Origin of the sequence: Qipengyuania sp. (assembly GCF_965277845.1) — a bacterium.
Taxonomy (GTDB): Bacteria; Pseudomonadota; Alphaproteobacteria; order Sphingomonadales; family Sphingomonadaceae; genus Qipengyuania.
Genome location: NZ_OZ255844.1, coordinates 1,752,335 through 1,765,821, shown reverse-complemented (window position 1 = coordinate 1,765,821; position 13,487 = coordinate 1,752,335). Strand labels below are relative to the sequence as shown.

Here is a 13,487-nt window from a genome sequence, read left to right as displayed (position 1 = left end):
GGCGATGTCCTCCTCTTTTCCTTTGATTGCCGCGCTGCACGTCTTCATCGGCGGCGGTGCCGGCGCGGTGCTGCGCTGGCAGCTGGGCCGGGCGATGACCGGCTGGCTCGGCGCGCCCATGGTCACCGCCTTTCCCTTCGCCACGCTCGCCGCCAATGCCATCGGCAGCATCGCAATGGGGTTCCTCGCCGGATGGTTCGCGCGCAGCGGCAGCGGCGACACCGAGCAATTGCGGCTGCTGCTGGGGGTCGGCCTGCTTGGCGGTTTCACCACTTTCAGCGCCTTCAGCCTCGAGATGGTGATGCTGCTCCAGCGCGGGCAGTACCTCTTTGCCCTGCTCTATGCGATCCTGTCGATCGCGCTGGGCATCAGCGGGTTGATGGTCGGGATCAGCGTGATGAGGATGGTGGGATGAAGACTTCCGACGAAGTCCGCAGCTTTACCGTGGCGTCCGACGACGACGGGATTCGCGTCGATCGCTGGTTCAAGCGTCACCTGCCGCAGGTCGGCTTCGGCACGGTGAGCAAATGGACGCGCACCGGGCAGGTTCGGGTCGACGGCAAGCGGGTGAAGCCCGAGGACCGGCTCGAGCAAGGCCAGCAGATCCGCGTTCCGCCGGGCGGCGATGCGCCGCACAGGAAAGCCAAGCCCAAGCGCGATCTTAGCAAGGCCGAAATCGAACAGGCCGAGGCGATGGTCATCAAGCAGACCAAGGGCGCGCTGGTGCTGAACAAGCCGCCAGGTCTCGCGACGCAGGGCGGCACCAACACTTTCAACCACGTCGACGGATTGCTCGACGCCTTTGCGCCGGGCGAGGAGGATGTGCGTCCACGCCTCGTCCACCGGCTCGACAAGGATACGTCGGGCGTTTTGCTTGTCGCCCGCACACCGGGCAGCGCCGCCTTTTTCTCCAAGCGCTTTTCCGGCCGCAGCGCCAAGAAGATCTACTGGGCGATGGTGATCGGCGTGCCCGACATCAAGGAGGGGGTGATCGAGGCCCCGCTCGCCAAGCAGCCGGGCTCTGGCGGCGAGAAGATGCATGTCGATCATGAGGGCGGCCAGCCTGCCAAGACCAAGTACCGCGTCGTCGATAGCGCGGGCAAGAAAGCCGCCTGGCTCGAACTCCAGCCGCTCACCGGGCGCACGCACCAGTTACGCGTCCATTGCGCGGCCATGGGTCATCCGATCGTCGGCGATGGCAAGTATGGCGGCAAGGATGCCTTCCTGACCGGCACGATCAGCCGCAAGATGCACCTTCACGCACGGCGCCTGATCATCGACAGTCCGGATGGCGGCAAGCTCGATGTGACGGCCGACCTGCCCGAACATTTCGCCGGTTCGATGGAGCAGCTCGGCTTCGAAGAGACCCTCTCCGACGCGACACCCATGCGCGACGATCCCCCGCCAAAGACGCGCGAGGAAAAGAAGCAGCAGGCACGCCAGCACGCCAAGAATTTCCGTAAGTCGCAGCGTTCTCCGCGCCGCGCCCGGGGCGGTGCGGGCGGCAAGAGCAAGCCCAAGGGGCGCCGCAAGTGAGCCGCCTAGTCGTATTCGATTGCGACGGCACTCTGGTCGACGGGCAGGCAGCGATCTGCGAAACCATGGAGCAGGCCTTCGCCAGCGTCGGAATGGTCGCGCCCGACCGGCACCTCGTACGGCGGATGGTCGGACTGAGCCTGCCCTACGCCATGCGCGAGTTAGCCCCCGATGCCAGCGACGACGAGCGCCATGCGGTGGTCGAGGCCTATAAGATCGGCTTTCGCGACCTGCGCCTGTCGGGCGGCTTGCGCGAACCGCTGTTCGAGGGGATCGGTGCGCTGATCGACGAGCTCGACAAGGAAGGCTGGCTGCTGGCGGTCGCCACCGGCAAGAGCGATCGCGGGCTCCATGCCTGTCTCGACACGCACGGGATCAAGCACCGCTTCGTGTCGCTGCAAACCGCGGACCGCCATCCGTCGAAGCCGCATCCCGCCATGCTCGAAGCGGCGCTGATCGATGCCGGCGTCGCTCCCGCCGAGGCAGTGATGATCGGCGACACCAGCTTCGACATAGAGATGGCGAAATCCGCAGGAGTTCGCGCGATCGGCGTGTCATGGGGCTATCACGAGCCGCAGGAACTGTTCGACGCCGGAGCCAGCGCGGTCGCCGATACTGCAGGACAATTGGGAGACATGATCCGTGGACCAGCGTGATCCCGCCCCTCACGATCCGGCCCCTCACGATCCGGCAAAGGCGCGGTTCTTCATGCTGCAGGCGGTCCGTCTGTCGGGCGTGGCGCTGGGCGTGCTGGGTGCGCTGATCCTGGGCGGCATTCTGCCCCTGCCCGAGCTCATCGGCTATCTTCTGCTGGCGTTCGGCGCATTCGATGTCTTCATCCTGCCGACCATCCTGGCCAAGCGCTGGAGCAGCAGCGAGTGAAGCGCTTCTACAAGGATGTGACCATCGAGAAGACCGAATTGGGGTATCACGTCGCGCTCGATGGCCGGCCGCTCAAGACGCAGGGCGGCCAGCCACAAGTCGTTGAGTCGAAGAGCCTCGCCGAGGCGCTCGCTGCCGAATGGGCCGAACAGGGGGAGACACTCGACGCAGCGCGCTTCGCCTTGCGCGATATGGCGGATTACGCGCTCGACGTCGTCCCTGCCACGCGCGCCGAAATCATCGCCAAGTTGCTGCGTTACGTCGAAACCGATACGCTGTGTTATCGCGCCGGTCCCGACGAACCGTTCTGGCACCGCCAACGCGATGTCTGGGACCCGCTGGTCGAAGCGATGGAATCGCGCGAAGGCATCAAGCTGGAACGTGTGAGCGGCATCGTTGCCCGGCCGCATTCGCCCAAAACCATGAAGCGGCTCCGGGCGCGCCTCGAAGACCTGGATGATTTCGCGCTCGCCGCACTGGAACAGCTCGCCTCGCTCGCGGCATCGCTGTGCGTGGGGCTCGCCGCGCTCGAAGATGATGCCGATGGCGAAACGCTGTGGGCAGCCGCCAATCTGGAAGAAGACTGGCAGGTCGAGCAGTGGGGGCAGGACGAGGAAGCCAGCGCGCGCCGCGCAAGGCGGCTCGGCGAATTCCTCAAGGCAATGGAATTCGCGCGTCTGGCGCGGGGCTGACCCCGGTCAGCCTATCCAGTCGGCGATTTGCCCGGCGACATTGTTCGCGGCTTCGTTGAGCGCCGGACCGACGAAGGCGGTCTCCGCCGCGGCCACCGGCACGCGCGCTTCGAACCGGCGAGTGGTCACCTCCGAAGCGCTGCCATTGCGTACGGCATCGAAAGTTACCACCGCCTCGCGCGTGCGGGCATCGTAACCGAAGGCGCGCAGCGAGCCATGCAGACGGTCGCTTGCCCCCACGCCCGGATCGTCGCCGTCGATGACCACGCGGTTCGACCGCGTGCGGATCGTTTCCGCCACCAGCCGCCGGAACAGGCGCGCGGGGCGTTCCACCCAGAAGGCGTCCTGCAAATAGGCGATCTGCGTATCGCTCATTTGCACCGGCACGCGCGTGACGTCGAGCGCCTTGGGCACCTCGAACTCGGCAATCGCCAGCGCGGTTTCCTGCGCGCCGCTGCCACCGGTTCCCGCCGGGGCCGAGGTGGTCGGCGTCAGCGTCAGCAGGCTGTCGGGGGCTTCGCCGCCGAAGCTCAGGCAGCCGCCCAGCAGCAGGACCGGGGCCAGTGCGGCAATCTTGATGGTGCTTCTCATGGCTATGCCCCTCACGGCTTGTAGTCGGGCAGCGGCTGACTGGAGAGCAGCGCGCCCGCGCCCTGCTCGTCGATCTTCTCGGTCACCGAGCGCAGCGCCTGGCTGGTTGCGCGCAGGTCCTTCAGCGTCGCTTCGGCGGCGGGCAGCGTGCTTTCGGTCAGCTGCCTGGTCGCGGGCCGCGCCTCGTTGAGCGTGTCCTCCAGCGCCTTGGCCGCACCGCTGGCCGAGGTCAGCGTCTGGCGCAATTGCACCGCCAGTTCCGCACCCTCGTCATTGATCAGCCTATCGGTCGACTGGGTGACCTTTTCGAAGGCGTCGAGCGCCTCGCTCGATTCGCGCAGCGTCACCTGAAGCTCGGCGAGCACTCGTTCGACCTGCGGTGTGGCCGCGGCAAGGTCGGCCGTCATCTTCTCGCTATTGGCAAGGATGCCCTCGAGCGATTCCTGGTTCTTGTCCGACAGCAGCATGGTCAGCCGCTCGGTCAGCGTTGCCAGCCGTTCGAGCAGCAGCGGGGCGTTGGCGAGCACCGCCCCAAAACCGCCCCCGGTCGTGGGCGGAATGATCGGCACGCCTTCGGTACACGCGGTCGTCTCGCAGGAAATCGGCGGGGCGCCGCTGCGCGCCCCGTCGAGCGTGATGGTCGATACGCCGGTGAAGCTGCCCTGGATCGTGGCGGTCGTGCCGACGAGGATCGGCACCTCTTCCTTCACCCGGATCCGCACGCGGACGAATTCGGGATCCTTGTCCCACAGCACGATCTGAGTCACCTGCCCCACGGGCACGCCCGCGAAATCGACCGAGCTGCCATTGGCGAGGCCGGCGACCGACTGCTTGAAGAAGATGTCGTATTCGTTCTGCGCCCCGCCGCCGAGCCGCGCGAGCCAGACGATGAACAGCGCGAGCGCGCCGAGAATCAGCAGCGTGATCGCCCCCACCCAAACGTGATTTGCCCGCGTTTCCATTGGTTTCGCCCTATGCCTTGCCCGCAGGCGGTTTGTCCAACGCTTTGACCGCATGCGCGGCGACCGGCTCGTCCATGTGCTTGCGCAGCTCGTCGAGCGCCTGCGCGGTCAGCGCGGCGCGCCCGCGCGGGCCGTTGAAATATTCCTGGATCCAGGGGTGATCGAGTTCCATCAGGTTCGGCACGGTATCGACCGCGATCACCTTCTTGTCGGCGATCACCGCCACCCGGTCGCAGATCTCGTGCAGCGTATCGAGATCGTGGGTGATCAGGAACACGGTCAGCCCCAGCGTTTCCTTGAGTTCAAGCGTCAGGTGGTCGAATGCCGCCGCGCCGATCGGGTCGAGACCGGCGGTGGGCTCGTCGAGGAACAGCAGTTCGGGATCGAGCGCTAGTGCGCGGGCGAGGCCGGCGCGTTTCTTCATCCCGCCCGACAATTCGGAGGGGTATTTGCTCACCGCCTCTTCGGGCAGGCCCGACAGCACCACCTTGTAGCGCGCGATCTCGTGCCGCAGCTCGGGTTCGATATCGGGATAGAACTGCTTGAGCGGGACCTCGACATTCTCGCCCACGGTCAGCGTCGAAAACAGCGCGCCGCCCTGGAACAGCACGCCCCAGCGGTTGCGGATGCCGATGTCCTGCTGCGGGTCGCTCCCGGCGATCGAGCGCCCGAAAACGCACACGTCGCCTTCGGCAGGCGTCTGCAGGCCGATGATCGCACGCATCAATACCGATTTGCCGGTTCCCGAACCGCCGACCACGCCGAGGATTTCGCCGCGTCTGACCTTGAGGTCGAGATCCTGGTGGACGACCTGCGGACCGAAAGCCGTCTTCAGCCCCTCGACCACGATCGGGTATTCGCCGCGATAGCGTTCGTGGCGCCCCAGTTCGCGCCCGGTTTCGTCCTGTGCCATCAGCCCCACCCGATCTCGGTGAAGAACACGGCGAAGAAGGCGTCGATCACGATCACGGCGAAGATGCCGGTGACCACCGCCATGGTGGTGCGCAGGCCGACCTCTTCCGAATTCCCCTTGACCTTCATCCCATGATAGCACCCCGCCAGCGCCACGATCAGGCCGAAGACGGGTGCCTTTATCAATCCGACCCACAGATCGTAGAGCGGAACGACGTCCTGGATGCGGGTGAGGAAGGTCCAGAACGGTATGCCGAGCATGAACTGGCCGACCACCGCGCCGCCGATGATGGCGACCCCGGCGGAATAGAAGCCCAGCAGCGGCATCATCAGCACCGCGGCGAGAATGCGCGGCACGACCAGCGCTTCCATCGGCGAAATGCCGATGGTCTGCATCGCATCGACCTCTTCGGTCAGCCGCATCGTGCCGATCTGCGCGGCAAAGGCGCTGCCCGATCGGCCCGCGACCATGATTGCGGTCATCAGCACGCCCAGCTCGCGCAAGGTTATCCGCCCGACGAGGTTCACGGTCAGTGTTTCCGCGCCGAATTGCGCCAGCTGCACCGCGCCCTGCTGCGCGATGACGATCCCGATCAGGAAGCTCATCAGCCCGATGATGGGCAGGGCCGACACCCCGACCAGTTCGAGCTGGCGGACGAGTGCGAGCCAGCGGAAGCGCCGGGGATGGCGGATCAGGCTGGCACAGGCGATCAGCAGAGCGCCGAGGAATCCGACCACGCCATAGACGCCGTGCCGCGCACCGAGCACCTTGTCGCCCATGGCCTGCGGCACGCGCTTCCACACGGGCAGGCGCGGAGCGGTTATCTCCTCCTCCGCGCGCGTCCCCTCGAGCGCGTCGATCAGCCGCTCGGCTCGATCGCTCGCCCCGGTTATCTCGGCCCGATGTTCATTCGACAGGCTGGTCGCGATCCATGCACCGACCGTGTCGATCTCGCTGACAGCGGAAAGGTCGATGCGGCTTATCGGACCTTCGAGCGCGCGCAGATCCTGGTCGATCGCGCCGATTGTGGACACGAGATAAGGGCCCGACAGGGTGAGCACATTGCCCCCGTCGTCCCCCTCGACCAGCTCGAATTCGGCGAAACCACCCATTGCGGCGCGGTATGCGGACAAATCAGGCGCTTGCCAAGCGGCTATCGCCCGCCGTCACCTGCGGCGTTGCATCGCAGCATGGGCGCTGGCATGGGATTGCTATCAGATTACCGGCACCGGCCCGCTCCCCCGCCCGGCCACCCATGGCAATATCCTGTTGGGTGGCCGGGCGGGGGAGCGGGCCGGTGCCGCCAGTGAGCGTGAGCGAACACGAAAATGACCACCGAGCTACCGAAGACTTTCGACCCCGCCGACATCGAGGCGCGCTGGTACAGGCATTGGGAAGAGAACGGCCTGTTCCGGCCCGAACGCCCGGACGCCGAACCCTATACGATCGTCAACCCGCCGCCCAACGTCACTGGCAGCCTCCATATCGGCCATGCGCTCGACAACACGCTGCAGGACGTCGTGATCCGTTACGAGCGGCTGCGCGGCAAGGATGCGCTGTGGGTGGTCGGCACCGACCATGCGGGCATCGCGACGCAGATGGTGGTCGAGCGCCAGTTGGAGGCGAAACAGGACAAGCGCACCAATTACTCGCGCGAGGAATTCGTCGACAAGGTGTGGGAATGGAAAGAGGAAAGCGGCGGCACGATCACGCGCCAGCTGCGCCGCCTCGGCTGTTCGATGGACTGGTCCAGAGAACAGTTCACCATGGACGAGCATTTCTCGAGCGCCGTGCTCAAGACCTTCGTCGATCTCTACAATGACGGGCTGATCTACCGCGACAAGCGGCTGGTCAACTGGGACCCCAAGCTCAAGACCGCGATTTCCGACCTCGAAGTCGAGACGACCGATGTGAAGGGCGGATTCTGGCACTTCAAATACCCGCTCGAAGACGGTGTCACGCTCGACGACGGGCGCGACTATATCGAGGTTGCGACGACGCGCCCCGAAACCATGCTCGCCGATATGGCGGTGGCGGTGCATCCCGATGACGAACGGTACACATCGGTGATCGGCAAGCATGTCGTGTTGCCGATCACCGGTCGCCGCGTGCCGATCGTCGCCGACGAGCACGCCGATCCCGAACTGGGCAGCGGCGCGGTGAAGATCACGCCCGGCCACGATTTCAACGATTTCGACGTGGGCAAGCGCGCGGGTTTCCAGCCTGCCGATATGCTCAACATGCTCGATACCGAGGCGAATGTCTGCCAGACCGCCGACGGGCTGGTGCCGGAAGAATTCCTCGGCCTGCACCGCTTCAAACGCGACGGCGTCGACGGTGCGCGCGAACTGGTGGTGCAGCGGCTCAAGGAATGCGGTTACCTTATCCCGCATATCGCCAAGACCAAGAAGGGCGAGGAACAGGAGCTCGAGGCCGAGCCGCGCACCATCGCGACGCCTTTCGGCGATCGCGGCGGCGTGGTGATCGAACCCTGGCTGACCGACCAGTGGTATGTCGACGCGGAAAAGCTCGCGGTAAAACCGATCGAAGCGGTCAAGAGCGGCGCGATCGAGATCGTCCCCAAGAGCTGGGAAAAGACCTTCTTCAACTGGATGGAGAACATCCAGCCCTGGTGTGTATCGCGCCAATTGTGGTGGGGGCACCGGATTCCGGCGTGGTATGGGCCATCAACAGATAACGTGGGGCTCCTGTACAGCTTTGGAGACGGAACTGAACAACAGGGGGACTTGAGGAAAGACTACAATGTATTCGTTGCGGCGACGGAAGAGGAGGCGTTTGAGCAGGCTCGCAAGGTTTATGGCGAGGAGGCTGAATTTGCAGTATTCGATACTCCGCTTCACGCAGGAACGCGATCCGGTCAAAAAATAGGTCTTTGGCGCGACAGTGACGTCCTCGACACCTGGTTCTCTTCCGCCCTGTGGCCTTTCGCGACGCTGGGCTGGCCGGAAAAGACCGACCTGCTCGAAAAGCACTACCCCAACGACCTGCTGATCAGCGGCTTCGACATCCTCTTTTTCTGGGATGCGCGGATGATGATGATGGGGCAGTACAACACGGGTAACAACCCCTGGCCGCGGCTCTATCTTCACGGTCTGGTGCGCGCGGCGGACGGGCAGAAGATGTCCAAGTCCAAGGGCAATGTCGTCGATCCGCTGGGCCTGATCGACCAGTACGGCGCCGATGCGCTGCGCTTTTTCATGGCCGCGATGGAAAGCCAGGGCCGCGACATCAAGATGGATGACAAGCGGATCGAGGGCTATCGCAACTTTGCGACCAAGCTCTGGAATGCGACGCGTTTCTGCCAGGCGAACGGCATCGGCGCGAGCACGTCCATCGCCGCGCCCAAAGCGAGCCATGCGGTCAATCGCTGGATCATCGGCGAGGTGGTCGAGACCAAGCAGGCGCTCGACGCCGCACTGGCGGACCTGCGCTTCGATGCCGCCGCAAACACGATCTACCACTTCGTATGGGACCGCTTCTGCGACTGGTATATCGAACTGGTCAAAGGCAATTTCGACGAGGAAACCAAGGCCGTCGCCGGCTGGGCGCTCGACCAGATCCTCGTCATGCTGCACCCCTTCATGCCCTTCATCACCGAAGAGCTGTGGTCGAAGCAGGGGGATCGCGCGGACTATCCGCTGATCACCGCCCAATGGCCCGAGCCGCAGGCGGACGTGGACGCGGAGGCCAAGGCGGAGATCGATTGGCTGATCGCGCTCACCAGCGCCACGCGCACGGCGAAGAACGAGCTCGGCATCGCGCCGGGCGCGAAGCTGCAGGCCTATTGCGCATCGCCCAGCCCGCTGGCGAAATCGGTGGTCGAGGCGAATGCCGGGGCGATCGAACGGCTGGCGCGCCTGACCCCGGTGACGTTTGGCGAAGCGCCCTCGGGTGCGGCGATGCAGATCGCGGCGGGCGAGGACGAGTTCGTCATCCCACTGGAGGGCGTGATCGATATCGAAGCCGAAAAGGCCCGCCTCGAAAAAGCGCTCGCGGCCAGTGCGAAGGAAGCCAAATCGCTCGAAGGGCGCCTGTCGAATGCGAACTTCGTCGAACGCGCCAAGCCCGAAGCGGTCGAGAAGGCCCGTGCGGACCATGCACATCACGTGGCCGAAGTCACCCGGCTCGAAGCCGCGCTGGCGCGGCTTGGATAGGGTCCCCTTCTAATCCGACCGGCGAGATCCTACTTCTCAACGATGTCGCCCTGGCTTGTTTTTGGTGGTGTGCTGCTGGTCGCAGCGGTCCTGTGGTACCGTTGGCAGAGCCGGCGCCAGAGGCGAAAAACGCTTTTGGCAAAACCCCTTAGCGCCGAGCAGCGCGAAGTGATGGAAAAGCTGGTGCCGCTCGTCAAGCGGTTGCCCCAGCCCTTGCGCCAAGCGCTCGAAGGGAAAATGAACCTGTTCTTCGATCAGGTCACTTTGAGGGGCATCAACGGCCTCGAAGTCACTGAAGCGATGAGGCTTTCCATCGGCGCGCAGGCCTGCCTGCTGGTCGTGAACAGCCCGGCCTGGTACGACACGCTCAGAAATGTGCTGGTCTACCCCTCGGCCTTTCTCACCGGGCGCGGCTCGCATGATGGCCAATTCGTCCACGAGGGCAATCACGCCACGCTTGGCGAAAGCTGGGCGCGTGGTCCGGTGGTTCTCTCGTGGGATGACGCCCTGCATGGCGGCCTCGACGCGGGAGACGGACACAATGTCGTGATCCACGAATTCGCCCATCAGCTCGATGCCCTGAGCGGTCACGTCAACGGCATACCGCTGCTGCGCAAGGGCCAAGCCTATGCAGGGTGGGAGAAGGCGATGCTGGACGCCTACAACGATCACGGCGAACGGCTCGAACGGGGGGAGCAGACCCTGATCGATCCTTATGGTGCAACAAGCCACCAGGAATTTTTCGCCGAAGCGATCGTCGCTTTCTTCGAGAAACCGAAGGCGCTGCGCAGCGAAGAGCCCGCGCTCTATGCCCAATTAGCAGAGCTTCTGGCGCTCGATCCCGCGCAATGGGAGTAGGCGCACCTGCGTTTGGGAAACGGCGGCCGGGTGCTTCGGGAAGAAATTTCCTACAAGGACGTTTCGTGGCATATGGCCGCACAACATGACCGCCCTTAATCGCCGCCCCTTCCACGATCGCTTCTATCGATTGCAGCGCATGTCTTTGATCGAACGGATTTTGCCGCCTGGACGGTGGTCCATCCGGTCCATCTGTGCTTCAACGGCGACGAACCGAGTACTTGTGCGATGCCGCTAGTCCTTGCCACCGACGATGACGGCGGGCCCGAGATCTTCGCCTCGGTACAGGGCGAAGGGCCGAGTGCGGGGATGCCCTGCACCTTCGTGCGCCTGTCGCGCTGCAACCTCGCCTGTGTGTGGTGCGACACGGCCTACACCTGGCATTTCGAGGGCGACGACCGCCCGCATCGCGACGGGATCGAATTCGAGCGCAAGGCCAACCAGGTAACGCTCGACGAGGCCGAGGTCGCCGCGCGGATCACCGCGCTGGGCCAGAAACGCCTGGTCATAACCGGGGGCGAGCCGCTGCTGCAGGCGCCCGCGCTGGCCAAACTGCTCGACCTGCTGCCCGACGTCACGGTCGAGATCGAGACCAATGGCACCACCAGGGCTTCGGCCCCGCTCGACATCCGGATCGACCAGTTCAATGTCAGCCCCAAGCTGGCGCATAGCGGCAATCCGGCCGAACTTGCGCTGCTGCCCGAACGGCTCGACGCCTATGCCACCGATCCGCGCGCCTGGTTCAAGTTCGTCATCGCCGAGCCGTCCGACATCGACGAGGTGCTCGCCCTGCGCGATCGCTATCGCATCAGGCGGGACCATGTCTTCCTGATGCCCGAAGGCACCGACAGCGAAACGCTGCGGGGGCGCGAGAAATGGCTCGCACCGCTATGCGTCGAACACGGCTTTAGGATGAGCGACCGGCTGCATATCCATCTATTCGGGGATACCAGAGGAACGTAGTCTGCTTTTCGCAGCCACCTCCGTGGCTGCGTCCTCGGCGCTGTTTCCACGCTGCGCGTCGAGCGCCTGCGGGCGGGCGGTCGCCCTTGCCGGGCCTGGTCGGCCCGGAGCTCTTGCGGTTGCCAGCGCTTGGCGAAAGTCTCCGAGCCGCTCGGCGAGGCAAGGCCGACTGGCCGCCCGCAGCGGGTGCAGCGTGCTGCACGTCTAGCGAGGACGAACCCGCGGAGGCAGGTTCGAAAAGGAGGAAATCAACCCTGGCTGCGCCAGCGCTGGACGGTGCGTGAGACGATGTCCTCTTCGCCGCCGGTCTTGTTCCAAAGCTCGATGAAGCTCGGGTCCTCGGATGCGGGCCGCTTGGCTTCCTCCAGGGTGTCGAAGCTGACGCGGATCGGGATCGCCACGCCCTCGCCGCAGATGATGCACTCGCGGTTGCGCAGCGCGGGGATCGCGTCGAGGAAACCGCGCGCGCCTTCGGGCATCGCCGCGCGGACGAATTCCTGGTCGCGGTCGTTGTTGAGGCGCATCGAGATGATCGTGCCGCATTGCGACAGCACGCCCTCGGCGAGGTCGGAGGGGCGCTGGGTGATGAGGCCGAGGCTGATGCCGTACTTGCGGCCTTCCTTGGCGATCCGGCTGAGGATCGTGCCGACCGAATTGCCATCGGCATGCTTCTCGCTCGGGACATAGCGATGCGCTTCCTCGCACACCAACAGGATCGGAGAAGTGCGTTCCTCGCGGCCCCAGATGGCGAAATCGAACACCAGCCTGCTGAGAACGGCGACAACGGTCGCGGTAATGTCGGACGGCACGCCCGATACATCGATGATCGAGATCGGCTTGCCGTTCGAGGGCATCCGGAAGATCTTCGAGATGAAGTCGCTCATCGTGTCGGCGACCAGCATTCCCGAAAACAGGAACTGATAGCGCGGATCGCTCTTCATCTCGTCGAGCTTGTTCTTCAGCCGCATGTAGGGCGCGGAATTCGTCGCCTTATCGAGCTTGCCCATCGCATCCTGAATCTCGTTCGAGAGATCGGACAACAAATAGGGGATCGGCGAATCGACCGTGATCTTGCCCATGGACTCGGCCAACCGGCTCTTCTGCCGCGCCTTGAGCAGGCACTTGGCAAGGATATCGGCATCGACCTGCCGTTCGTTGCCATTGCTGGTGAGCAGCACCTCGCAATGCTCCTCGAAGTTCATGATCCAGTACGGCATCTGCAGGTTCGAGACGTCGAGGATCACGCCAGTATTGCGGAAGGCGGCCGAATATTCGCCATGCGGGTCGATCATGACAATATGGCCTTCGGGCGCCGCTTCGCAGATCCGATGGAGGATCAGCGCGGCGCCGGTCGATTTGCCGGTACCGGTCGAACCGAGCAGCGCGAAATGCTTGCCCAGCATGGCATCGACATAGAGCCCGGCGCGGATGTCCCTGGTCGGGTAGACCTTGCCGATGGCGACCGAACTGCGGCCGTCGCTGGCATAGACCTGGCGCAGGTCCTGCGTGGTCGCGGGATAGACCATTGCGCCCGGGACCGGATAACGCGTCACGCCCCGGCGGAAGCCGTGGAGCTTGCCGGTGAGCTTTTCCTCCATCCCTTCGCCGAGAAAGTCGATATTGGCGAGGATCGAACCTGCCTTGCGATCCTGGCGCTGGTTGCGGACGCTGGCGAGCAGCCAACTGTTGCCGACCCGGATCTTGATCTGCGAGCCGACCTGGCCGGCCATGGCGATCGAAGGGTCGGCATCATCGGCGCATTCGCTCAGGCGCTGAAGGTCGATCGCGACCTGCGAACCGGAACCGGCGATTTCGAGAACCACGCCGATCGGCTGCATGGCGTTCTCGCACGTTTCCGCGGATTGGATGTCGTCGGAGGGCCTTGCATGCGGCGGCGCATCCTCCGTTTGCGGCT

The 13,487-nt window shown here is 64.6% G+C and carries 13 protein-coding genes; 8 read left to right on the top strand and 5 right to left on the bottom strand.

Annotation, left to right across the window (positions count from 1 at the left end; all coding sequences use genetic code 11):
- Positions 1-4: 4 nt before the first annotated feature.
- Genes crcB through ACQY4G_RS08590 form a run of 5 tightly spaced genes read left to right on the top strand, consistent with a single transcriptional unit; the run spans position 5 to position 3,110 of the window.
- Positions 5-415, top strand: coding sequence for a fluoride efflux transporter CrcB (gene crcB, locus ACQY4G_RS08610; RefSeq protein ID WP_421990261.1), 411 nt, complete (start codon positions 5-7; stop codon positions 413-415).
- A complete protein-coding gene (locus ACQY4G_RS08605; protein WP_421990259.1) occupies positions 412-1,536 on the top strand; it encodes an RluA family pseudouridine synthase in 1,125 nt (374 codons plus the stop codon). Before crcB ends, ACQY4G_RS08605 begins: the two co-directional genes overlap by 4 nt.
- A complete protein-coding gene (locus ACQY4G_RS08600) occupies positions 1,533-2,192 on the top strand; it encodes an HAD-IA family hydrolase (protein ID WP_067696802.1) in 660 nt (219 codons plus the stop codon). The genes ACQY4G_RS08605 and ACQY4G_RS08600 overlap by 4 nt, the downstream gene beginning before the upstream one ends.
- Positions 2,179-2,418, top strand: coding sequence for a hypothetical protein (locus ACQY4G_RS08595; RefSeq protein WP_421990257.1), 240 nt, complete (start codon positions 2,179-2,181; stop codon positions 2,416-2,418). The genes ACQY4G_RS08600 and ACQY4G_RS08595 overlap by 14 nt, the downstream gene beginning before the upstream one ends.
- Positions 2,415-3,110, top strand: coding sequence for an ATP12 family chaperone protein (locus ACQY4G_RS08590; RefSeq protein ID WP_421990255.1), 696 nt, complete (start codon positions 2,415-2,417; stop codon positions 3,108-3,110). The genes ACQY4G_RS08595 and ACQY4G_RS08590 overlap by 4 nt, the downstream gene beginning before the upstream one ends.
- 6 nt (positions 3,111-3,116) lie before the next feature.
- On the opposite strand, the gene ACQY4G_RS08585 is transcribed toward ACQY4G_RS08590, so the two are convergent.
- From ACQY4G_RS08585 to ACQY4G_RS08570, 4 genes are read right to left on the bottom strand one after another with little or no spacing between them, the layout of a single operon-like run.
- Positions 3,117-3,701, bottom strand: a complete 585-nt coding sequence (locus ACQY4G_RS08585; RefSeq protein ID WP_421990253.1) for an ABC-type transport auxiliary lipoprotein family protein — start codon at positions 3,699-3,701, stop codon at positions 3,117-3,119.
- An 11-nt stretch (positions 3,702-3,712) separates the two neighbouring features.
- Positions 3,713-4,663: an MlaD family protein gene (locus ACQY4G_RS08580; protein WP_421990251.1), complete on the bottom strand. Its 951-nt coding sequence runs from the start codon at positions 4,661-4,663 to the stop codon at positions 3,713-3,715.
- Positions 4,664-4,673: 10 nt separating this feature from the next.
- On the bottom strand, positions 4,674-5,576 hold the full coding sequence (locus ACQY4G_RS08575) for an ABC transporter ATP-binding protein (RefSeq protein WP_421990249.1): 903 nt from the start codon (positions 5,574-5,576) through the stop codon (positions 4,674-4,676).
- Complete coding sequence (locus tag ACQY4G_RS08570) at positions 5,576-6,688, bottom strand: ABC transporter permease (RefSeq protein ID WP_421990247.1); 1,113 nt, start codon at positions 6,686-6,688, stop codon at positions 5,576-5,578. The genes ACQY4G_RS08575 and ACQY4G_RS08570 overlap by 1 nt, the downstream gene beginning before the upstream one ends.
- A 216-nt stretch (positions 6,689-6,904) precedes the next feature.
- On the opposite strand from ACQY4G_RS08570, the gene ACQY4G_RS08565 reads away from it, so the two are divergent.
- The 3 genes from ACQY4G_RS08565 (at position 6,905) to ACQY4G_RS08555 (ending at position 11,572) form a co-directional block, all read left to right on the top strand.
- Positions 6,905-9,751, top strand: coding sequence for a valine--tRNA ligase (locus ACQY4G_RS08565; protein WP_421990245.1), 2,847 nt, complete (start codon positions 6,905-6,907; stop codon positions 9,749-9,751).
- Positions 9,752-9,886: 135 nt separating this feature from the next.
- Complete coding sequence (locus tag ACQY4G_RS08560; RefSeq protein ID WP_421990243.1) at positions 9,887-10,609, top strand: zinc-dependent peptidase; 723 nt, start codon at positions 9,887-9,889, stop codon at positions 10,607-10,609.
- A 228-nt stretch (positions 10,610-10,837) separates the two neighbouring features.
- Positions 10,838-11,572, top strand: coding sequence for a 7-carboxy-7-deazaguanine synthase QueE (locus ACQY4G_RS08555; protein ID WP_421993592.1), 735 nt, complete (start codon positions 10,838-10,840; stop codon positions 11,570-11,572).
- A 248-nt stretch (positions 11,573-11,820) separates the two neighbouring features.
- Here ACQY4G_RS08555 and ACQY4G_RS08550 read toward each other — a convergent pair whose 3' ends face one another.
- Complete coding sequence (locus ACQY4G_RS08550) at positions 11,821-13,410, bottom strand: ATP-binding protein (protein WP_291172908.1); 1,590 nt, start codon at positions 13,408-13,410, stop codon at positions 11,821-11,823.
- Between the last annotated feature and the right edge of the window lie 77 nt (positions 13,411-13,487).

Coding starts and splice junctions, on each gene's coding strand:
- ACQY4G_RS08555 (WP_421993592.1), top strand. CDS start 10,838: ATGCCGCTAGTCCTTGCCACCGACGATGACGGCGGGCCCGAGATCTTC.
- ACQY4G_RS08605 (WP_421990259.1), top strand. CDS start 412: ATGAAGACTTCCGACGAAGTCCGCAGCTTTACCGTGGCGTCCGACGAC.
- ACQY4G_RS08585 (WP_421990253.1), bottom strand. CDS start 3,701: ATGAGAAGCACCATCAAGATTGCCGCACTGGCCCCGGTCCTGCTGCTG.
- ACQY4G_RS08580 (WP_421990251.1), bottom strand. CDS start 4,663: ATGGAAACGCGGGCAAATCACGTTTGGGTGGGGGCGATCACGCTGCTG.
- ACQY4G_RS08570 (WP_421990247.1), bottom strand. CDS start 6,688: ATGGGTGGTTTCGCCGAATTCGAGCTGGTCGAGGGGGACGACGGGGGC.
- ACQY4G_RS08550 (WP_291172908.1), bottom strand. CDS start 13,410: ATGCAGCCGATCGGCGTGGTTCTCGAAATCGCCGGTTCCGGTTCGCAG.
- ACQY4G_RS08575 (WP_421990249.1), bottom strand. CDS start 5,576: ATGGCACAGGACGAAACCGGGCGCGAACTGGGGCGCCACGAACGCTAT.
- ACQY4G_RS08565 (WP_421990245.1), top strand. CDS start 6,905: ATGACCACCGAGCTACCGAAGACTTTCGACCCCGCCGACATCGAGGCG.
- crcB (WP_421990261.1), top strand. CDS start 5: ATGTCCTCCTCTTTTCCTTTGATTGCCGCGCTGCACGTCTTCATCGGC.